The sequence below is a fragment of the Aquirufa sp. Wall-65K1 genome, assembly GCF_054558475.1.
Genome location: NZ_JBPXKD010000001.1, coordinates 718,048 through 740,864, shown reverse-complemented (window position 1 = coordinate 740,864; position 22,817 = coordinate 718,048). Strand labels below are relative to the sequence as shown.

Genomic DNA, 22,817 nt, shown 5'->3' with positions numbered 1-22,817 from the left:
TATATGAAAAAGATACTGCCTATTCTAATCCCTCTATCACTTTTGGTGGTATTGTTTTTACACGGCAAAAATCAAACATCCTTTCCATCGAACAATACGGTGGTTTATCAAGATGGAGATTTGCAACCCACAGACACCCAACGTAAAGTAGAGCGATTGGTCTTTGGTATCTTAAGTAATTACCATTACCGTAAAATTCCGGTAAACGATTCCTTATCATCCAAAATTTACGATGCCTACCTGAAAGAACTTGATCCCAACAAAGTGTTCTTTCTTGCTTCTGATATCGATGAATTGGAGAAATACCGTTTAACGATCGACGATCAATTGAATGAGGGTGATTTGACATCTGCCTTTGCTATTTATAACCGCTACCAGCAACGAATGAAGGAGCGTTATGCCTACATTGATCAGATTCTACAAAAATCACCTGACTTTACCATCGATGAGAATTACCAGCCAGGTAGAGAGAAAGCCAAATTCGCTGCTTCCAAGGAAGAGTTAAATGATTACTGGCGTAAAGACATAAAAAGACAATTGTTGGATTGGAAAATCTCTGGAAAAGCGGATACTACGGCCCTGCGCGAGTTGAAAGAGCGTTACAAGCGTTCTGAAAAATACATGGCTCGTACGCGCTCTGAAGATGTATTTCAAGTTTTCATGAATGCTTACACCGAAAGTATTGATCCGCATACCTCTTACATGATTCCGCGTACAGCTCAGGCATTCAATACGGATATGGCTCAGAGTTTTGAAGGTATCGGTGCTACACTTCGTTTAGAAGGGGATTACGTAACGATTCAAGACTTGATTCCAGGTGGACCTGCATTTCGTAGTAAACAAATCAATCCCAAGGACCGCATCGTAGGAGTTGCACAAGGGGATGATGGGAGTTTCGTTGATGTGATTGGATGGTTCACCGATGATGCCGTGAAATTAATTCGTGGGCCTAAAAATACCGTAGTTCGATTGAAATTATTGCCTGCTGGTAGTGGAACAGGTGCCCCAACTTCTGAAGTTCGTTTGGTTAGGGAGAAGATTAAATTGGAAGAACAAACGGCTAAAAAAGAGATTTTGACCTTTAACCAAGGAGACAAAAAAATGAAGTTGGGACTGATTACGATCCCTATGTTCTACCGTGATTTTGAAGGCGCTCGTAAAAGAGAATCCGATTTCAAATCCACTTCAGCTGATGTAAAGAAATTCTTGACTGAGTTCAAAGCAGAAGGAGTAGATGGCCTAATCATCGACCTTCGTAATAATGGGGGAGGATCTTTAATTGAAGCTGTTGATTTAACCGGTTTATTCATACCAAAAGGTCCAGTGGTTCAAAGAAAACAGTCGGATGGCCGTATTAGCCAAGAAGTAGATAAAGACCCAGAACAGTTTTATGATGGACCTATGGCGGTATTGATTAATCGTTTCTCTGCTTCTGCATCAGAAATTTTTGCTGCGGCTATTCAAGATTATAAGCGAGGAATTATCGTAGGTGAGCAATCCTATGGTAAAGGAACTGTGCAGTCGGTGGTTGATTTAGATAATTACATGAACAACGAGAAAGAACCTGTAGGGCAATTGAAAATTACCCTAGAGAAATTCTATCGCATCAATGGTAGCTCCACTCAGCATAAAGGGGTGAGTCCGGATTTTGCATTGCCTTCTGCATTTTCCGCAGAGGAGTTTGGAGAAAGTTCACAGCCAAGTGCATTGCCTTGGGATATGATTTCACCAACCAATTATCAAATTACTTCCAACATCAACCCAGGCTTAATCAATAAGATGCAGGCTAGTTTCCAAGCTCGTTTGAAATCCAAACCAGATTTAATTAAGCTGAAAGATGATTTTGAGCGTTGGAAAAAAATCAAAGAGCAGAATTCTATTTCCTTACAAATAGATAAGCGTAAAAAGGAGCTAGATGAGCAAAAGAAAAAGCCAGATGAGTCACAAGCTGTCATGGAAAATATTGCGGGCTCAGCGGCAGATTCTCCAGAAACAGAAAAAGATAAGAAAGCATCCACTGCTGATAAACATGCTAAAGATGTTTATTTGAAAGAAACTCAACAATTATTGGCGGATTGGGTTTTAGGGCCTTTACCTACCAAAGTAGCGGCAAAAACACCAGCTAAAAAATAATGGCTGATTTAGAGAAAATATTAGAACAGTCCCTACCTCTGGTTCGGGAAACAGGCCAATGGATCCAATCCATGGTGAACCAGATTGCGATTGAGCAAATTCAATATAAAGGCAAAAATGACCTCGTTTCATTTGTGGATCAAACTGCCGAAGCGCGTTTGAAAGAAGGTCTTGCTGCCATTTTTCCCGAGGCTGGATTTATTGCTGAGGAGTCAGCTTCTGATTTTTCGGATGTTGGAGATGGCTATTATTGGGTGATTGATCCTTTGGATGGCACTACTAATTTTTTGCATCAATTGCCCATTTACGCTGTTTCTGTTGGTTTAATCTATCAAAAACAGCCCATTTTAGGCATGATTTATGAGCCTAATCGGGATGAATTATTTTATGCTATTAAGGGGCATGGGGCACATTTAAATGGTTTGCCGATACATGTTTCCTTTCAAGCTAGTTTAGAGAAAAGCTTATTAGCTACCGGATTCCCTTATCATGATTTCTCTTATCAAGACAAGTATTTGGCCTTATTAAAGGAACTCATGCAGAAAAGTCATGGTTTACGTAGAATGGGTGCAGCGGCAATCGATCTGGCCTATACCGCTTGTGGTCGCTTTGAAGGCTTTTTTGAAGCTAATTTGAAACCATGGGATGTTGCTGCCGGTAAAATTATCATAGAAGAAGCAGGAGGGAAGGTAACTAATTTTTCTGGTGCTGAGGATGTTATTTTTACGGGTCAAATCATAGGTGCAGGGGCTATTTTTGAAGAATTTTTAGGAACTTTGCAAATGCATTGGGAAAACTAATAGACAAATGGAAAAGATCATCATCAGTCTCGTATTTGTTGGAGCGCTATTTTATTTAGGGAGATTAGTCTATCGGATGTTTTTTTCCAAAGAAGTGGGTTGTGCCAAAGGTTGTGGAACTTGTTCTGCCATACCCACGGAAACCAACAATCCTGTATAAGCTTTGAAAGAAACATCCAGCGGTAAGATCGTCGACCTGCAAATCATTCGCAGAATTTATGGATTTATTGTTCCATACAAATTCCGATTTTGGTTATTGGTATTTCTAATTCTATGCATGGCTGGTGTATCACCCGCTATTCCTTTGCTTATACGTTATACCTTAGATCATTATGTGGATATTGCCCACATTCAAGATCTTTTACGCATGTTTTTTATCATGTTGGCCGTTTTGTTCCTGCAAACCGGTTTGCAGTTTTCTACCAGTTATTTAGCCGGTTATTTAGGTCAAACCGTAATACGCGACATTCGTGTGACTCTGTATCAAAAAATCATTAATCTACGTTTAGCTTTTTTTGATTCTACACCCATTGGAAGATTGGTAACGAGAACTGTTTCTGATATTGAAACATTGAACGACGTGTTTTCAGAAGGTTTGGCTTCTATTGCTGGTGATTTATTGCAATTGTTTTTGATTGTAGCCGTCATGTTTTATACGGATTGGCGCTTGACCTTAATTATTTTGGCTACTGTTCCTTTCATGGTTTTGTCCACCTATATTTTTAAAGAACATATCAAAAAATCCTTCAACGAGGTACGTTTGGCGGTAGCTAATCTCAATTCCTTTGTTCAGGAGCATATTTCAGGAATGATGATAGTTCAGTTATTTCATGCTGAAAAAAGGGAAATGTTGAAGTTTCAGGAAATCAATAAAGAGCATAGAGATGCCAATATTAAAAGTATTTGGGCCTATTCCGTGTATTTTCCCGTAGCGGATGTGATTGCAGCTGTGGGGACAGGATTGGTGGTGTGGATGGCATCTACATATATATTGAAGGAACAACAAAGTGTAGGTACTTTGACTGCCTTTATTATGTTTATCAACCTGTTTTTTAGACCTATTCGGATGTTGGCCGACCGATTCAATACCTTGCAAATGGGGATTGTTTCTACCGAAAGGATTTTAACCTTATTGGATTCCAAGGATTATATTCAAAATAATGGTACCCATTTGGCGGATAAATTGGAGGGTAAAGTTGAGTTTAAAGACGTGACTTTTGCCTACAATGAACCCGAGTGGGTAGTTAGAAATGTTAGTTTTGAAGTGGAGGCAGGAAAGACGCTCGCCATCGTGGGTGCTACGGGAGCAGGTAAATCTTCCATCATTGGTTTGCTGAGTAGAATGTATGATTGTCAATCAGGTACAATAATGATTGACGGTACGGCATTGACCGACTATGAAATAGGAAGTTTACGGAAAAATATTGCTGTGGTTTTGCAGGATGTTTTCTTGTTTAGTTCGACCATTACCTATAATATTAATTTGGGCGATGAATCCATTTCACAAGAAAAGATGGAGGAGGCAGCTAAAGCGGTAGGTGTACATGAATTCATTATGTCTTTGCCGGGAGGCTATCAATATCAAGTGATGGAACGAGGGGCCACGCTTAGTGTGGGTCAAAGGCAATTGATTTCTTTTGTTCGGGCTTTGGTACATGATCCTAAAATCATCATTTTGGATGAGGCTACATCGTCGGTGGACTCAGAAACTGAATTGATGATTCAAGAGGCTATTGCAACTTTAATGAAAGGTCGCACGGCCGTGGTGATTGCCCACCGTTTATCGACAATCCGACATGCTCATCAGATTTTGGTGATGGAAAAAGGGGAGATTAAAGAAAGAGGAAATCATGAAAATTTGATTAAAAAGGACGGTTTATACGCTCAATTATACCATTTGCAATTTAGTAAAGCAGTTTAATTCGGAGGTACGCACAATTATGATTATCTTTGCGCTCTTATGAAGTTGAAAAATTTAGGATTGATTCTTTTCGTAGCCCTAATAGGCTTAAGTTCTTGTGGAAAATTTGAAAAATTCCGTAAGAGTGCTAGTGTGCCTATTAAATACAAAGCTGCGGTTGATTATTACAAAAAGAAGGATTTTGCCAAGGCTGGTATTCTTTTTGATGAGATTTTACCTTTATTAAAAGGTGATTCTACGCAAGAATTAGCCACTTTTTATCAAGCTTATTGTGATTTTAATACGGGAAATTATACGCTTGCCAATTCGCATTTTAAGAAATTTGCAGAAGTCTTTTCTCGTAGTGAATATGCAGAGGAGGCTATATACATGTCTGCTTTTTCTTTATACAAAGATTCCCCAAATTATAATTTGGACCAAACGGGAACTTTGTCGGCCATCAATGAAATTCAGAGTTATTTAAATAATTATCCTGACACCAAGTTTAAGGAAGAGTGTAGCAATATCATTAAGGAATTAAGGAAGAAATTAGAGCGTAAGGCCTATGAAAAGGCGCGTTTGTATTATAAAACCTCACCTTTTAACATTGCGACATTAAAATCATCTGTGATTGAGATAACCAATTTCCAACGTGATTTTCCTGATTCGGATTATAATGAGGAAATGGCTTATTTAAAGGTATTATCTCAATTTGAGTTGGCCAATAGTACCATTGAAATAAAACAAAAAGAACGTTATGCTGATGCTTCTAAGTTTTATTTGGAGCTGGTGGATAAATACCCCAACAGTAATTATCTGAAATTGGCTGAGAAGATGTATACCAAAAGTATCGAAGAGGTGGCTCGTATTACCAAATTGGAAGACGAGTACAAAGCTGCTGTCGAAAAGGAGAAGGCAAAAACATCCAAATTGGCCACCAGTCCTCAGTAGTTTTTACCAAAAAATTAGTCTAAATTTGCAATCTTAAATTTATAGAGATGTCTAAGATCCAAACAAATCCATCCATCATTACGCGTGATGTAGATAAAATTGCCGAAAAGACGGGAAACGTGTACGAATCGATTTCCATTATTTCGCAGAGAGCTCGTCAAATCTCTAGTAAGATGAAAGAGGAATTATCAGGTAAGTTATCTGAGTTTGCTTCTTCAGTTGATAATTTAGAGGAAATTTTCGAGAACCGTGAGCAAATCGAAATTTCAAAATATTATGAGCGTATGCCAAAGCCGTCTGCTTTAGCTATCGACGATTTTATGGCCGATAAGGTAGACTATCGTGTACGTGAAGAAGGTACAGACGAAAAATAGTTTTATTTCGTTTGATTTCTAACCATGAAATCTACTCCCTTTATTCTGAGCTTTATCATGTTGCTAACTTCCTGGGGACTATGTGCCCAGGAGTTACAGGCAACGGTGACCATCAATACCGAGCAATTGCAGCTCGACCAACAGCGCGGAAGCAATCAAATTTATCCAGAGTTACAAAGAACCATGCAAGACTTTCTTAATGGAAGACGCTGGTCCAATGATAATTTTGCTCCGGAAGAAAAAATCAAAGTCAATATCAATTTATTATTAACAAAAGCAACTTCACAGGGCGACTTTGAGGCAAATGCTCGTGTGCAAGTATTACGACCGGTCTTTGGGACGTCTTATGAAACCATTGTATTGAATATCATCGATAAGAGTTTCAATTTCAAGTATTTATTAGGCATGCCCTTAACTTATAATGACAATTCGTACATCGATAATTTAAGTGCTATGCTGGCCTATTATGCCTATTTAGCATGTGCCTTTCAGTATGATTCATTTGGAAAAATGGGAGGTGATATATTTGCTCAGAAATTATTCAATTTGACTAATTTAGCCCAAACTTCGGGTACTGGATGGGGTGTAGTGAGTGATGTTCGAAGCCGGGTAGCCATTTCCGAAAGTCTGATGAACCAACAGTTACAAGGTGTTCGCGAAGTAAATTATACCTATCACAGACTATTATTGGATACTTATAAAGACCAACCTGATGAGACCAGAAAAGGAATATTGGAACTATTAAATCAGATTCGTCAAATCAATCAAATCCGACCAGGTGCGGCAAGTATCCGTATTTTCTTTGATGCAAAAGCTGATGAGATTTTTTCCATCATGGATGAGGCAGAACCTAGCGAGCGCCAACAAGCCTTTGCCTATTTGAGTTTATTGGATCCCATCCGAACTGAGACTTATAGAAAATTGATTCGGTAGGAAATAGTTTTTTGTTGATTCTTTTTTTTCTTTTCAAATGGATTGGATTCAATTCAATCTAATTCAATCCTATTCTTCTCTTTTATTCTTTTTTATTATTTCTTTTTAATTCTTTTTAATTCTCTTCTCAGAGATTTGACAAATCTTCAAGATTTGTCAAATCTAATTGACCTAGCGGTCAATTTCAATCAATTTTATTCAATTGCTGATAATTATCTATTTATTGAACTTTTCATTTCCAAAATGGATAGTATTCCCTGAAATTTACAGAATGATAAATATTCGGTAATTTGACATCCATGAATATAGAATACAAGGCTATTCAGATCTAAATTCTCACTAATTAATATTCCTAAACCTTGTTCTCCAAAGTTAAAATACATAGACCCTCTGTTTTCTCCGTTACTTTATTTCGGTTATCAATCCTGTGACCTATTACCCAAACCACTGAACCTTTACTCAATACCAATTGCACATTTTTCTTCAGGTTTAATGGTACTTTTTTATCTGTTAAAAAATCCGAAATCAATTTCTTTTGATTCATCCCCAACGGACAAAACCAGTCGCCCTCTTGGTATTTTCTGATTTCTAAAGGGAATGTCAGTGTTTCAGCATCCAAGCAAGCTACATGTGCTCCCGTTGGAGGAATAAATCCTTTCTCATTTTCTCCAAAATCAATGTGTAGATAATGTTTTCCTAAATCCACAGTTTCATCCTCCTCTTGAACCAAAATTGGCTTGAATTCCGATTGATCCTTAGGACTTATCACCCATTGTTGACGGTCAATATTTAAGATATGACTTGGGGATTCAAATAGTTTACCAATTTGTTTTTCATCTGCTGCTAAAATATGATGAATGGAATCTGAAGGAAAGTGATAGGATAATAGAAACTGCTCGCGCATAACCGTTTCTTTTTCCATGAAACCGTTTTCAGATAATTGTACAAATACATTTCCCGTTTGATCCGTTCTACAACGCTCTTGTTTCCAAAGGGATAATTCCGCTTGCATCCATCGTTCTATACTGGCAATATTAGCACTGCTTTGTGCTACACTTTGTTCAAAATGTGCATTTAATTCGATCAACTTGGGAATAATTTCATGTCGAATGAAATTCCTTTGGTATTTGTTCGAGGCATTCGAAGAATCTTCCCTCCAGGCTAATTTCTGACTAACTACGAAATCAAAAATCTGCTCCTGGCTAGCAAAAGCCATAGGCCGTATGATGTAGCCATTTTTAATTGGAATTCCATGAAAACCGGCTAAACCTGCACCCCGACTCAAATTCATCAATACCGTTTCTGCACTGTCCATCTGATGATGAGCTGTAGCAATATAGTCATATGCTTCTTTTTGACGGATTTCTTCAAACCAATCATAACGCAAGATCCGAGCAGCTACCTGAGTGGATAATTTTTCTTTTTCAGCAAAGGCCAAGGTATCAAAGCAAATCGTATGATAAGGAACCTTCAAGGTCTTGGCCATTTTTTTAACAAATACTTCATCTGCTAAAGATTCTTCACCCCTCAAACTAAAATTAACATGCGCTATTCCAAAATTAAATTTGGCCAATGAAAACAGTTTAGCCATGATTACGGAGTCTATTCCGCCGCTCACAGCCAATAAAATTTTTTGATCGGCCTGGAATAAATTCTCTTTTCGAACAAATTGGATGAAATCTTCCAGCATAAAAATGGTAAATTGCGTGATAAAGCCACGAAATTAACGATTCGCTTTCAACATGCGTTATAAATCGCTCATTTTCCTACTGTTTCTCTTGTTATTACCTGCCTTGGCCTGGTGTCAAAGTCAGGTACAAGTAATTTCTGCGGATAGTTTAAATGGTATTCAGGTGGAATCTAACATGATCAAGAAATTGATTGGGAAAGTCGTGCTTCGTCAAGGAACAACTACCTTATCTTGTGATCAAGCGATTTTGAATAGTAGTACCAATAACGTGGAAGCCTATGGTCGTGTGAAAATTATACAAGCTGATACTGTTACCATTACTGGAGATTCTGCACTTTATAACGGCGATCTCCGACAAGCCTATATGTTGGGCCGTGTTAAATTGGATGATCATACCATTGTGTTGAATACCAATAAGTTGGATTACGACATGAATACCAAAATGGCGGTTTACCATACAGGGGCTAAGATTTTGGATAAGAAAACTACACTTACAAGCAAGGAAGGTTTTTATAATACTGTTACCAAGAACTTTTTATTTAAAGAAAAAGTACGAGTGGTGGACAAGGAAGGAGGGGCCCTGAAAGCCGATTCCTTACGATATAATACTGCGACTAAAGAAGCTTTTTTCATCTGTCCGACAGAAATAATCAATAAAAAGGATACGGTTTATACCAAATCCGGGTTTTATAATACCCAGACGAAAGTCTCCAATTTTACTGGGCGTTCTACCGCCAAGATGGAAGATTATACCTTAACTGCAGATACCTTGTTTTATGATAGTCCCACTAAAATTGGAGTAGCCATAGGTAATGTGGAATTTTTAAGCCAAAAAGATAAAGTCGTATTGACGGGAAAAAATGGTCGCTACAATGGTAAAACAGGAATTACTCGTGTATATGGCCATGCCCTCATGCGAAATATTATGGAAAAGGATACCTTATATTTAACTGCTGACACCCTCGTTTCCTTTGATAATAAACAAGATTCTGTTCGCAAGTTATATGCTTATAAGCACGTTCAAATCTATAAATCTGATTTATCAGCCCGATGTGACTCCTTGGGATATGACATGCGAGATTCAGTCATTCATTTTTATCAAAAGCCCATCATTTGGACCAATGATTCACAGTCAACAGCTGATTCAATTTCTTTATTTATGGTGAATCAGAAATTGAGAGAAATGCGTCTCAGGGGGCATTCTTTTGTGATTTCGGCAGATTCGGCATCTCATTTTAATCAAATAAAAGGTCGAAAGGTTTGGGTGTTTTTTAAGGAAGATTCCAAACTGAGGAGGGTGAATGTGGAAGGAAATGGTGAGAGTATTTATTATGTGATGGACGACAAAAAAGTAACGACTGGTCTAAATCGTGTCGAATGCAGTAGAATGAATCTATTTTTCGATGATAATAAAGTCAAACGCATAACTTTTATTACGAAGCCCGAGGCAAAATTTGTTCCACCAAAAGAATGGAATGAAGATTTGGAAGTTTTGGATGGATATCGTTGGCGAATCAACGAAAAAGTAAGCTTGAAAAAACTGATGGATGCCGTGAATGCAACGGAATTATCCATACCAATTGTTAAAAATCCTTAAAATAGAGCCTTTGGTCATTCATAATGTACCATTTGGCCTATTTCAATTTTTCTAAGACAATATCTGTCTTATTTTTGTTTTCTATTAATCTTGAAATGAATCGATACTTATCCTTTATGTTGTCTTGCATCATGATGCTACTCTTAATCGAGAGTTCATGGAATGTGAACGCACAGGGAGAAGGTAAATCTAGATCTCGTTTGGAGATGAAATCAAAACCTAGTCCTGTTCGTTTGCCGATTTTGTTAGCTAAAAGAAGCTTTAATATTAATCCCCAATTGCAAACGAGTTTAAACATTCACGAGAATACTTATATCAGCCAGTTTTTAAAGAGTAGTTATGCTCAGCCTAGCTCTCAGAAAACAGCGGAACCAATGAATTTGGAACGTAAGCTGACAGAAGAGGCTGGAACTAACGATAATTTTTTGTTTCAATCGGACCGGCTAGTGGTTTCCAATTTATATCCCAATCCAGCAAGTGAGTATGCCGATATTGATTTTCAAATGAATACATCCAACCAAGAGGTAAAGATTGTGATCTATAATATTTTAGGTCAAGAAATCAAGGAGTTGGTATTAGATAAAGATCAACGCAATGCGCGTATTTCTTTGCGGGAATTCAACAGTGGGATGTATATGTATCAACTAATGATCGATGGTCGCTCTATTGTTACCAAGAAGTTGATAGTTAGAAAGCAATAAGCAATAATTTTAACGAAAAATTCGTTCGTTTGAAACAACGTCGTCAAGGTTTGGAACCTTGACGACGTTGTTTTTTAACCCATTAAAATCCACTAACCGTCCTCTTAATAAATGCGGTTAGATCCGCTCCAGTTAATAGATTTTGAGATAATAAAGCCAAATCAGCAATTTGCTTCGCTAAATTTTTCTTTTCATCCTCTGATGGTAATTCAATCAATTTATTGATCAATGGGTGGTTGGCATTGATGGTAATTTGATAGGTCATTGGCATATTACCAAACATACCCATACCGCCACCACCTGTTTTAGACATATCGCTCATTCGACGCATGAATTCATTTTGTGTTACAATGGCAGGTAATTCATCCGGCGACATAGCCTCAACACTCACCTGTTTTTGTTTGTCGTTCAGCGTTTCTTCAAAAATTGCCTTTACCGTATTTTTTTGATCATCTGTCAACACCGCCTCCAATTGGATACCTGTGTCGATTAATTTATCAATGGAATCTGCATCCACGCGTTTCCACTGCGTTTTTTCAATTTTTGATTCCATTTGATTAATGAAATGGGCATCAATCATGGAGTCCATTTTTAATACGGAATACCCTTTTTGAATGGCGGATTGAATAAAGGCATCTTGTTGCTGTACGTCTGTGGTGTATAAATACACTTTCTGACCATCTTTATCTGTTTGTAAAGCTTGAACTTCCTCGGCATATTCATCCAAGGTGAAAAGCTTATTAGCCGTGTTTTCGACCAAGCAGAAATCTTTTGCTTTTTCAAAAAACTTTTCATCCGAAATCATTCCATATTTGATGAATAAGCCAATATTAGCAAATTTTTCTTCAAAGCCAGGTCTGTCAGATTTGAATAGCTCTTGTAATTTATCAGCTACCTTTTTTGTGATATAGCTATTGATTTTCTTTACATTAGAATCCGCCTGCAAGAAACTTCTCGAAACATTTAAAGGGATATCTGGGGAGTCGATTACCCCATGCAAGAGCATTAAAAACTCTGGTACAATGTCTTTTACCTCATCTGTTATGAATACTTGGCGACTGTACAACTGAATTTTTTCACGCTGCAATTGGAACTCATTTTTCACTTTTGGGAAATATAGAATTCCAGTCAAATTGAATGGATAATCTACATTGAGATGAATCCAAAATAATGGTTTCTCTTGAAATGGATATAATTCTTCGTAAAATTTCAAGTAATCTTCATCGCTTAATTCAGACGGAGATTTAGTCCAAAGTGGAGAAGGATTATTGATGATTTTATCTTGGAATTCTATCGGTATAGGTAAAAATTTACCATATTTTTCTAGGATGGATTTCAAACGGAACTCATCTAAAAATTCCTCAGAATCTTCGGCAATGTGCAAGATGATGTCGGTTCCCCTTTCGGCTTTTTCAGCGGAATTGATGCTATATTCAGTAGATCCATCACAAATCCACTGAGCAGCTTCAGCGCCCTCTTGATGTGATTTTGAAATAATTTCCACTTCGGATGCTACCATGAAGGCAGAGTAAAATCCTAGACCAAAATGGCCAATGATTCCTTTGTCGTCACCTTTATCCTTGTATTTTTCTACAAACTCGGTGGCGCCAGAAAAGGCAATTTGGTTGATGTATTTTTTTATTTCTTCGGCTGTCATACCAATTCCATTGTCGGAAATGGTGATAGTTTTCGCCTCTTTGTCAAAACTTACTTTGACTTTCAATTCACCTAATTCGCCATTGAATTCTCCAATGGAGCTTAATCTCTTGATTTTTTGACTGGCATCTACCGCATTAGAGACTAATTCACGAAGAAAAATTTCGTGATCCGAATAGAGGAATTTTTTAATGATCGGAAAAATGTTCTCGGTGTGAATGGAGATATTACCTGTTTCTTTCATATTGTTCATGAGGAGTGATTAAAAATCTTTAATTTGTTGGAGGATTAACAAAAACGAATCCAAATTTGATGGAGGTGTCATATTGTCAGTAATTATGTCGAAAAGCATCATACGAAGTGAAAGCAATTGTCTCAATTGTGGGAAAGAAGTAACAGCTCGTTACTGTTCTCATTGTGGACAAGAAAATAGGGAACCCTATGAATCATTTTTGTCTTTAATGATTCATTTTGTGGAAGATATCACCCATTTTGATGGGGCCTTATTTAAGACTTGTAAAACCTTATTTTTACAACCTGGAAGTTTAACCCAGGCTTATTTATTAGGTAAACGAAGTAGTTATTTGCATCCCATCCGCTTTTACCTGTTTACTTCAGCCTTTTTCTTTTTGACTTTATTTTATGTCTTTGAGCCCTTACAATTTACTTGGAGTAAAGATACCAAGGCCATAGAGGTGGCCTCCTTTCAAGTAAAGGTAGATAAACGTGATACTTATTTGAATTCAAATGAGCTTCAGCGTTATAAAAAAAGCCAATTAGATAAGCCAGAATCAGCGCGAGATTCTCCACTTTTTCAAAATATACTTGTTCATTATTTTGAGTTACAAAAAAAGTATCCAGACAGTAAGCAGTTTTACCGTGCTTTGTATGATGGCGTTACGCACAAAATGTCCCAAGTTTTATTTGTAACCATACCCATCCTAGCCTTGATTTTGCAGTGCATCTTTATTCGAAGGAAACATTTTTACTTCATGCACCATGGTATATTTGTGTTACATATGGCTACGAGTTGGTTCATTGTTCTGTTTTTAAGAAATGTATTTGACCTAATTCAATTAGCCTTATCATGGGACTTCCTTAATGTGGTAAAAAGTTTCTTGGTGATCGCTTGGATATATTTTTATTATCGAAGTTTTACAAACTTTTATCAATTGAAAGGCGTTAAGTCGATTGGATTGTTTGCAGCAACTTTTAGTTTACAATTCGTATTTGTTTTCATTTTGTTTATTTCTCTGGTTCTATTTTCATTTTTTAGTTTATAAATCAAGCATATGCGCCTCATTCTGCTGGGAGTTTTTTGTTTAAGTTGGGTCTGTTTGAAGGCTCAGCAAGAATCATTACGCATGGTATACCCATTTATTCCCTTGTCCATTAATCCTGCTGATGCAGGTGGAAAAGGTGTGGCTTCTGTGACGGGTATATTTCGTAGAAAACCTTTATTCCAACAAACCGGAGGAGCAACTTCATCGCAGCAATATTTCAGTTTTGATATGCCCATCCGTCAAGAAAAATGGGGGATAGGTTTTTTGGCCTACAATACGGATCAATCCTACGGACCTTTGGGAGGCGGAGTAGCAGCCAATTTAGGTCTTGCTGGATTGGTAGCCAAGCGATTTGTCATTGGAAAAGGTCAGGGATTACAACTAGGTCTTAATTTAGGTTTGAATCAATATCCTATTTTGGGAAGAAATGGGACATCTGAGTTTGGAGGAAGCATCGGTTTTGGTATTTCTTATCAGTATGACCGATTGGAGTTAGGACTTAGTCGTCCAACTCAAAGTTTACGAGATTTAGGATGGTCAAATCCCAATCCAATTTATGCCAAAATTGCTTATCAAATGGATGCAGGAAAAGGGAATTTGCTGAAACTGGGTGCACTTGCTCGTCAACAATACGAGGAGACTAGGGTAGATTTACATGCCGTTTTTTGGTGGCAAGAAAAAGTGGGTTTGGGTATTTGGTGGCAAAATACGGGATCTGAGTTTTCCAATGAGGCATTGTTGGGCAGTGTGGAAGTTCCATTGGGAAGAAATTTCCGAGTGGGTTATGCCTATGATTTTTTAGGAAGGAATTCGGTGTATTATGCGCCAGGTACGAACAATACAGGAACTAGTACGACGCAAACGGCAGTCTCTGCTTATCATCAAATTTTTATGAGGTATGAGATAGATTTAGGGAATGGGAAGATAGCCAATTTTAGACCCTAGGTATTCGGGTAAATAATTTGATTATCCATAGATATAATAATAAAATTTAAAGATTTTTTTTGGCCTTGCAAGTTGCGGCATAAATCCTTGGAAATTTGTGCTCTAAACGGGAAAAAACCCCAATTTTTTTGGGGATAATTATAATCCCCTTCGTAAATTGCGAAGATTTTTTTAGACAAGATTAAATAAATTTATCCAATCAATAACGTTTGAAACTTTTCTGGATATAGGCCAGATTTTACATTATGGATTCATTTTCCTACGTTGCCAATGCTGATACACAGGTTATTTCTGACTTGTTTGATGCGTATAGAGTTGACCCCAATTCAGTAGACAGTTCTTGGAGAGATTTTTTCAAGGGTTTTGAGTTTGCTCAAACTTGGCAAGGAGAAGGCGCTTCGTCTTCAGGTGCTGCCTTGGATAGTTCGCATGTTCAAAAAGAAATGTCAGTTATCAGCTTGATAAAGGCTTTTCGTTCTAGAGGACATTTGCTTTCTAAAACCAATCCGGTTCGTGCCCGCAAAGATCGTCAGCCTCGCTTAGAAATTAAGGATTATTCACTTTCCGAAGCAGATTTAGATACCGTATTTCAGGCAGGTAGTTTCTTGGGTATAGGTCCAGCTACTTTACGCAAGATTTGCGAAGTTTTAGATAAAATATACGCAGGTTCCATAGGTTTTGAGTATTCCTACATTCGTGAAGTTCGTGTTAAAGAGTGGTTAAGAAATAAAATAGAAAAAGAGGCATTGTCATTTATGCCTTCGATAGAAGAGAAAAAGCAAATTTTACAAAAGCTGAATGAGGCGGTTGTATTTGAAAATTTCTTAGGAACTAAATATTTAGGTCAGAAGCGTTTCGGTTTAGAGGGAGGAGAGAGCACGATTGCCGGTTTAGACGCTATCATCAACAAAGCGGCTGATTCTGGGGTGAAGCAAGCCATGATAGGTATGGCTCACCGTGGTCGCTTAAATGTGTTGGCCAACATCATGCATAAATCTTATGAGGCTATTTTTGATGGATTTGAAGGAAATGTTCCTGACCAAATTCATGGAGATGGTGATGTAAAATACCACTTAGGATATTCTAGTCAGCATACAAGCCCTAATGGAAATGAGATTTCTTTGAAATTGGCACCCAATCCTTCTCACCTAGAAGCGGTTAATCCCTTGGTTGAAGGTTTTTGTCGGGCTAGTGCCGATGCCCATTATGAGGGAGATTATTCCCAAGTATTACCCATTTTAATACATGGAGATGCGGCTTTAGCAGGTCAGGGTATTGTTTATGAGGTAACTCAAATGGCTAAATTGAAGGGTTATTCTACCGGAGGAACCATTCACTTTGTCATCAATAATCAAGTAGGATTCACAACGGATTTTGAGGATGCTCGTTCGGCCATATATTGTACCGATGTTGCTAAAATCATCGATGCTCCTGTATTTCACGTAAATGGCGATGACCCTGAGGCAGTTGTTTTTGTGTCACGCATGGCAGCAGAATTCCGTCAGGAGTTTGGTCGTGATGTATTTGTTGATATGGTATGTTACCGTAGAAACGGTCACAACGAGTCGGATGAGCCACGTTTTACTCAACCTACTTTGTATGCCAACATCACCAATCACCCAAATCCAAGAGAGATTTATACACAAACATTAATCAAGCGTGGTGATATTGATGCCAAATTAGCCAGTCAGATGGATTCCGAATTTAAGGCGGAATTGCAGGCTCGCTTGGATATGGTCAAACAAAAAGTAAAGCCTCCCTATGTTCCCTTAAAGTTGGATAATAAATGGTCTACTTTGCGTTTCTCCAAAGAAGGAGATTTTGCTAGCTCACCCAATACAGCGATAAATAAATCAACGATTGATTTGGTGGCCAAGGCTATAACCACTTTACCAGCTGGTTTTGTTGCATTGAAGCAAATTGAAAAGGTTATTGCTGACCGTAAATCGTATTTTGAAAAGGGAGAATTAAATTGGGCAACAGCTGAATTATTAGCTTATGGCTCAATTTTGGCCGAAGGAAAAACGGTACGTTTATCAGGTCAAGATGTTCAACGTGGTACATTCTCTCATCGCCATGCGGTATTGCATGATGCCAATACGAATAGTAATTATTGTAATTTAGATCATATAAAAGAAGGACAAGAGAAGATGCAAATTTTCAATTCCTTGCTTTCTGAATATGGTGTTTTAGGATTTGAATTTGGGTATGCATTGGCTAATCCAGATGCTTTAGTGATTTGGGAAGCCCAATTTGGTGATTTTGCCAATGGTGCACAGACCATGATTGACCAATTTGTAAGTTCACATGAATCAAAATGGGGAACACAAAATGGTTTGGTAATGCTATTGCCTCATGGTTATGAAGGGCAAGGTCCCGAGCACTCCAATGCTCGCCCAGAACGTTTCTTGCAATTAGCTTCAGAGAACAATATGGTGGTAGCTAATTTGACAACACCTGCCAATATTTTCCATGCCTTACGTCGACAATTGACTTGGGAATTCCGTAAACCATTGGTGGTTATGTCTCCTAAATCGATTTTCCGTCATCCTAAGGTGGTTTCTCCAATTGAAGCCTTCACTAAAGGTAAATTCCAAGAGGTCATTGGGGATAGTTTTGCTGAAAAAGCAAAGGTTAAAAAAGTGTTATTGTGCAGTGGAAAAGTGTATTTTGACCTACTAGAAAAACAAGAAAAAGATGCTCGTAAAGATGTGGCGATTATTCGAATTGAACAATTGCACCCACTACCAACGGCTCAAATAGAAAAGGAAATAGCTCAATACAAAAATGCCGATGTGTATTTTGTTCAGGAAGAACCAGAAAACATGGGCTATTGGTCTTATATTATTCGTGAATTTGGTTGGACTAAATTCAAAGGTTTGGTAGCACGTAAAAAGAGTGCATCTCCTGCCACAGGATTCTTAAAGGTACATGCAGAAGAGCAAGCTGCCTTGATAAATAAAGCGTTTGAATAATTAAAATAAAAGCCGAACAACAATGGCCATAGAAATGAAAGTGCCCGCTGTGGGCGAATCGATTACGGAAGTTACCGTTGCTACATGGAATAAGAAAGAGGGTGATATAGTGAAGTTGGATGAAGTTCTTTGTGAATTGGAGTCAGATAAGGCAACTTTTGAATTGCCAGCAGAAGCGGAAGGTGTACTGCATATAGTAGCGAAAGAAGGTGATGTTTTACCAATTGGCGCTGTTATTTGCACCATTGAAGTAGTTGGCGCTCAAGCCTCTGCTCCAGCTCCAGTGCCTGCCGCGGTAGAAACTCCAAGTCCAGCACCAGTAGCATCTGCTGCTCCTGCTGCTGCTACCGAAGGTAAAGTATTGGAAGTTAAGGTACCTCCAGTGGGTGAGTCCATTTCTGAAGTGACCGTATCTGTTTGGAATAAAAAAACAGGTGATACTGTTGCGTTAGATGAGGTTTTATGTGAATTAGAATCAGATAAGGCTACTTTTGAATTACCTGCTGAGTCAGCTGGTGTTTTAAATATCGTGGCAGAATCTGGGGCTGTAGTGCCTATCGGTGGTATTTTAGCTACCATCACAGTTGGAGCATCTGGCACAGCCGTAGCACCTGGCACAGTCGTAGCACCTGCTACGACTCCTACTTCACCCGCTACAGTCGTAGCAGGTGCTACGACTCTTTCTACAGCAGCTTCTTATGCTGCAGGACATCCTTCTCCGGCCGCTGCGAAAATATTGGACGAAAAAGGAATTGCTGCTTCACAAGTAGCAGGAACAGGAGTTGGTGGTAGAATTACGAAAGACGATGCTCAAAATGCCCAGGTAGCCCCACCTGCACCAGCAGCAGCTTCTGCACCAGCACCTGCTGTAGTTGCTAGTTCATCTAGCGATGCTCGGGCTTCTCGTCGTGAAAAAATGTCTTCATTACGTAAGACAGTGGCTCGTCGATTGGTAGCTGTAAAAAATGAAACGGCTATGCTGACTACCTTTAATGAGGTGGATATGAAGCCAGTAATGGATTTGCGTTCGAAGTACAAAGATAAGTTTAAAGAAAAGCATGGTGTTGGATTAGGCTTTATGTCCTTTTTCACTAAAGCCGTTTGTGTGGCGCTTAAGGAGTTTCCTTCTGTCAATGCGAAGATTGATGGAGATGAAATGGTATTCCATGATTTTTGTGATATTTCCATCGCAGTGTCTGCACCTAAAGGTTTAGTAGTCCCTGTTATTCGCAATGCTGAAAACCTAAGTTTAGCTGGAATCGAAGCCGAAGTAGTTCGTTTAGCTGTGAAAGCAAGAGATAATAAGTTGAGTTTAGAAGAAATGACGGGAGGAACCTTTACTATCACCAATGGTGGTGTATTTGGATCTATGATGTCCACTCCGATTATCAATGCCCCACAAGTAGCTATTTTAGGTATGCACAATATTGTGGAGCGTCCTGTTGTGGTGGATGGTCAAATTGTGATTAGACCTATGATGTACTTAGCTTTATCCTATGATCACCGCATCATTGATGGTCGTGAATCGGTTAGCTTTTTAGTACGTGTCAAGCAGTTGTTGGAAGATCCTGCTCGTTTATTATTAGATATTTAACAACGTGAATAGGCCTTTAGAGGCCTATTCCTTTTTTCCATTGCCTTATGTTAGAATTTGATGTTGTCGTTATTGGTTCAGGTCCTGGTGGTTATGTTGCAGCCATTCGTGCGGCCCAATTAGGGTTTAAAACTGCCATTATTGAAAAATATGCTGTCATGGGTGGTACCTGCTTAAACGTAGGTTGCATTCCTTCCAAAGCTTTATTGGATTCTTCAGAACATTATTACAATGCCATTCATCATTTTGAAGAACATGGAATAGTAGGAGGGAAACCCAAAGTTGATTTGGAAAAAATGATTGCCAGAAAAGCCGGTGTGGTGGAAAAAATGAATGGTGGTATTTCATTTTTAATGAAGAAAAATAAGGTAACGGTTTTTCATGGTTTAGGTTCATTTGAAAGTGCCAAAGTGGTGAAGGTTAGCCAAGCTGATGGAAAAGAGGAATTGCTAAGTGCCAAGAATATCATTGTGGCAACTGGTTCCAAACCTACCATTTTGCCTTTTATTCCTGTGGATAAAACGCGAATCATTACCTCAACTGAGGCATTGAAATTAAAAGAAATACCAAAACACTTGATTGTGATTGGAGCAGGTGTAATTGGAGCGGAGTTAGGTTCTGTTTATGCTCGCTTAGGTTCTAAGGTTAGTTTCGTGGAATATGCTGAAGGCATGATTCCAACCATGGATAGAACCATGGGAAAGGAATTGCAGAAATCAATTGCCAAGTTGGGAGCTGATTTTTACTTTTCTCACCAGGTTACTGGGGCTGAAAATAAAGGGAAAGAGGTAGTGGTTAAGGCTAAAAACGCGGCAGGTGAAGCCGTAGAAATTAAAGGAGATTATTGTTTGGTATGTATTGGTCGTAAGCCTTATACGGAAGGTTTGAATTTAGCTGCGGCAGGTTTGCAAGTCGATGAAAGAGGAAGAATTGCCGTTGATGAGCACACCTTACAAACATCCGTTCCAGGCATCTATGCCATTGGTGATTTGATTCGAGGAGCAATGTTAGCGCATAAGGCAGAGGAAGAAGGTGTATTTGTGGCTGAGGTAATTGCTGGACAAAAGCCCCATATTAATTATAATTTGATTCCTGGAGTAGTTTATACTTGGCCAGAGGTAGCCGCTGTGGGTAAAACAGAGCAAGAGCTCAAGGCGGCAGGTATTGCCTACAAAGATGGTTCTTTTCCATTTAAGGCTTTGGGACGCGCCGTAGCCTCCATGGATGTAGATGGTCTAGTAAAAGTATTAGCTGATGCCCAAACAGATGAAATCTTAGGAGTTCATATCATTGGTGCTCGTGCTGCCGATATGATTGCAGAGGCAGTGGTAGCAATGGAATTCAGGGCAAGTGCAGAAGATGTGGCACGTATGTCACATGCCCATCCTACCTACACGGAAGCCATGAAAGAAGCTTGTTTAGCAGCAACTAGCAAACGAGCTATTCACGCTTAATTTACTCGCTTGCCTTTGCTTCTGAAGATTTAAAGCGGTTGGTCATTTTAATAAGTAAAAACATCACAAATGCGACTAAAATAAAGTCGATGAAAATGGTGACGAAATTACCGTATTGAATAGCGTTTTCCGGACTTAAAATTTTGCCACTAGCATCGTATTGAGCCTCTCTAAGGACATATTTCATTGATTTGAAATCTACACCTGTCGTTAACTCACCTACAATTGGCATTATGACGCCATCAATGAAAGCGGTGGTGACTTTACCGAATGCAGCTCCCATGATAAAGGCAACTGAAATTTCGATTAGACTGCCTTTCATGGCAAATTCTTTAAATTCTTTAATGATACTCATTTTTTGAGAAGGGATTTAATTTGAAATTATTTGCTGGAAATATTTAGAACTTTTTCGAATACACCCACTGGCGCTTAGATTTCAACTTGGCGACATGGATCAATCTTTCGAAATTCAAGTCCAAATACTTGATTTTTTTTTAATTTTCAATCGCTTGATGAAAATTGTTTGCACAAATTCATAAGTAATAAATGAGTAAATTTGATTTTATCGTTTATAGCCATGAAAACACCACTTATTTTCTTGTCAATTTTTTTATTTTCTTCGGGACTCTTAGCTCAAAAGTCTGAGAAAGTTACGGTTTTCCAATCTGGCCAAGACTCTTATGCTAGTTTTCGAATTCCAGCTATCATCAAATTGCCTCATGGCGAACTTTTGGCTTTTGCAGAAGGTAGAAAAAAAAGTGCGGCCGATTTTGGGAATATTGATATTGTTTCCAAAAGAAGTAAAGACGGAGGAAAGACGTGGTCTGCTATACAAAAAGTCGTCGATGTAGATTCCTTACAAGCCGGTAATCCAGCCCCAGTCGTTGATTATTGGGATCCAGAATATCCTCAAGGAAGGATTTTTTTATTTTATAATACAGGGAATAATCACGAAAATTTAGTTCGACAAGGAAAAGGTCTCAGGGAAGTGTGGTATATCACATCCACAGATGATGGAAAGACTTGGTCAAAGCCTACTAATTTGACTAAATCTGTTCATCGTCCTAGTCAAGAACCTTATAATTTTGTAGAGGATTGGCGCTCCTATGCAAATACGCCTGGTCATGCCATGCAAATTAGTTCAGGTAAATACCGAGGTCGAATATATGTGGCTGCCAATCATTCTAGTGGAGCGCCTAAGTCAGATTTTAGTGATTATGTTTCACATGGATTTTTTACCGATAATCATGGTGAAAGTTTTCAATTGAGCCAGTCTTTGGGACTTCCTGGAAGTAATGAGGCCACTGCTGCTGAACTTTCAGATAATCGATTACTGTTGAATGCGCGAAATCAAAGAGGAGATGTAAAAACCCGAATTGCAGCCATTAGTTCAGATGGCGGTAAAACGTGGGATAAAACCTATTATGAAACATCCTTGCCAGATCCGGTATGTGAAGGTTCTTTATTATCTTTAGGATATCGCCAAGGTAAAAGTGTATTGGCTTTTTCCAATGCTGCTGATCCCGAAAATCGAAATCATTTAACCTTGCGAATTAGTTTTGATGAAGGTTTAACTTGGCCAATCAAACATGAAATAGATGCCACAAATGATCCTATAAAATTTCCTGATTTTACGGCATACTCAGACATTGTTAAATTAGAGGAAGATCGAATAGGCGTTTTATATGAGCGAAATGATTATTCGGAGATAGCATTTGTCAGTATAAAATGGGAGTAAATATTGGATTTTTTGGCTAAGGCCAGCAACACTGTCAAGGTTCCAAACCTTGCCAGCGTTAGCGATTTAGCTCAGTTAAGTGTAAGGAAGCGT

At 38.4% G+C, this 22,817-nt stretch carries 18 protein-coding genes; 15 read left to right on the top strand and 3 right to left on the bottom strand.

Annotated features, from left to right (window positions below; translation table 11 throughout):
* Positions 1-3 precede the first annotated feature (3 nt).
* Genes ACST15_RS03305 through porD form a run of 7 tightly spaced genes read left to right on the top strand, consistent with a single transcriptional unit; the run spans position 4 to position 7,091 of the window.
* Positions 4-2,133, top strand: coding sequence for a carboxy terminal-processing peptidase (locus ACST15_RS03305; protein ID WP_459453218.1), 2,130 nt, complete (start codon positions 4-6; stop codon positions 2,131-2,133).
* A complete protein-coding gene (locus ACST15_RS03300; protein ID WP_459453217.1) occupies positions 2,133-2,933 on the top strand; it encodes an inositol monophosphatase family protein in 801 nt (266 codons plus the stop codon). Before ACST15_RS03305 ends, ACST15_RS03300 begins: the two co-directional genes overlap by 1 nt.
* Before the next feature lie 7 nt (positions 2,934-2,940).
* Complete coding sequence (locus ACST15_RS03295; protein ID WP_459453216.1) at positions 2,941-3,093, top strand: FeoB-associated Cys-rich membrane protein; 153 nt, start codon at positions 2,941-2,943, stop codon at positions 3,091-3,093.
* Between the two features lie 3 nt (positions 3,094-3,096).
* Positions 3,097-4,854 (top strand): ABC transporter ATP-binding protein, encoded by a 1,758-nt coding sequence (locus tag ACST15_RS03290; RefSeq protein WP_459453215.1) that lies wholly within the window; start codon positions 3,097-3,099, stop codon positions 4,852-4,854.
* 39 nt (positions 4,855-4,893) lie between these two features.
* On the top strand, positions 4,894-5,784 hold the full coding sequence (locus ACST15_RS03285) for an outer membrane protein assembly factor BamD (RefSeq protein WP_459453214.1): 891 nt from the start codon (positions 4,894-4,896) through the stop codon (positions 5,782-5,784).
* Between the two features lie 56 nt (positions 5,785-5,840).
* On the top strand, positions 5,841-6,158 hold the full coding sequence (locus ACST15_RS03280) for a DNA-directed RNA polymerase subunit omega (RefSeq protein WP_459453237.1): 318 nt from the start codon (positions 5,841-5,843) through the stop codon (positions 6,156-6,158).
* Between the two features lie 24 nt (positions 6,159-6,182).
* Positions 6,183-7,091 (top strand): type IX secretion system protein PorD, encoded by a 909-nt coding sequence (porD, locus tag ACST15_RS03275; protein ID WP_459453213.1) that lies wholly within the window; start codon positions 6,183-6,185, stop codon positions 7,089-7,091.
* A gap of 352 nt (positions 7,092-7,443) precedes the next feature.
* Here the strand turns inward: porD and tilS are convergent, their stop codons facing one another.
* On the bottom strand, positions 7,444-8,781 hold the full coding sequence (tilS, locus tag ACST15_RS03270) for a tRNA lysidine(34) synthetase TilS (RefSeq protein ID WP_459453212.1): 1,338 nt from the start codon (positions 8,779-8,781) through the stop codon (positions 7,444-7,446).
* A gap of 52 nt (positions 8,782-8,833) precedes the next feature.
* Between tilS and ACST15_RS03265 the strand changes: the two genes are divergently transcribed.
* On the top strand, positions 8,834-10,378 hold the full coding sequence (locus tag ACST15_RS03265; protein ID WP_459453211.1) for an OstA-like protein: 1,545 nt from the start codon (positions 8,834-8,836) through the stop codon (positions 10,376-10,378).
* Between the two features lie 95 nt (positions 10,379-10,473).
* Entirely contained in the window at positions 10,474-11,079 is a 606-nt protein-coding gene (locus ACST15_RS03260) for a T9SS type A sorting domain-containing protein (RefSeq protein WP_459453210.1), read from the top strand.
* Positions 11,080-11,161: 82 nt separating this feature from the next.
* Here the strand turns inward: ACST15_RS03260 and htpG are convergent, their stop codons facing one another.
* Positions 11,162-12,979: a molecular chaperone HtpG gene (gene htpG / locus ACST15_RS03255; RefSeq protein ID WP_459453236.1), complete on the bottom strand. Its 1,818-nt coding sequence runs from the start codon at positions 12,977-12,979 to the stop codon at positions 11,162-11,164.
* 94 nt (positions 12,980-13,073) lie between these two features.
* Here htpG and ACST15_RS03250 point away from each other — a divergent pair, with 94 nt between their 5' ends.
* The 5 genes from ACST15_RS03250 to lpdA all read left to right on the top strand — a co-directional run bounded on the left by ACST15_RS03250 (position 13,074) and on the right by lpdA (position 20,986).
* Complete coding sequence (locus tag ACST15_RS03250; RefSeq protein ID WP_459453209.1) at positions 13,074-14,018, top strand: DUF3667 domain-containing protein; 945 nt, start codon at positions 13,074-13,076, stop codon at positions 14,016-14,018.
* Between the two features lie 9 nt (positions 14,019-14,027).
* Positions 14,028-14,963, top strand: coding sequence for a type IX secretion system membrane protein PorP/SprF (locus ACST15_RS03245; RefSeq protein WP_459453208.1), 936 nt, complete (start codon positions 14,028-14,030; stop codon positions 14,961-14,963).
* Between the two features lie 245 nt (positions 14,964-15,208).
* Positions 15,209-17,938, top strand: coding sequence for a 2-oxoglutarate dehydrogenase E1 component (locus ACST15_RS03240; RefSeq protein WP_459453207.1), 2,730 nt, complete (start codon positions 15,209-15,211; stop codon positions 17,936-17,938).
* A 22-nt stretch (positions 17,939-17,960) separates the two neighbouring features.
* Positions 17,961-19,532, top strand: coding sequence for a 2-oxoglutarate dehydrogenase complex dihydrolipoyllysine-residue succinyltransferase (gene odhB, locus ACST15_RS03235; RefSeq protein ID WP_459453206.1), 1,572 nt, complete (start codon positions 17,961-17,963; stop codon positions 19,530-19,532).
* A gap of 47 nt (positions 19,533-19,579) precedes the next feature.
* Positions 19,580-20,986, top strand: coding sequence for a dihydrolipoyl dehydrogenase (lpdA, locus tag ACST15_RS03230; protein ID WP_459453205.1), 1,407 nt, complete (start codon positions 19,580-19,582; stop codon positions 20,984-20,986).
* 1 nt (position 20,987) lies between these two features.
* Here lpdA and mscL read toward each other — a convergent pair whose 3' ends face one another.
* Entirely contained in the window at positions 20,988-21,341 is a 354-nt protein-coding gene (mscL, locus tag ACST15_RS03225; RefSeq protein WP_459453204.1) for a large conductance mechanosensitive channel protein MscL, read from the bottom strand.
* Positions 21,342-21,563: 222 nt separating this feature from the next.
* On the opposite strand from mscL, the gene ACST15_RS03220 reads away from it, so the two are divergent.
* Positions 21,564-22,724, top strand: a complete 1,161-nt coding sequence (locus ACST15_RS03220; RefSeq protein ID WP_459453203.1) for a sialidase family protein — start codon at positions 21,564-21,566, stop codon at positions 22,722-22,724.
* Positions 22,725-22,817 lie beyond the last annotated feature (93 nt).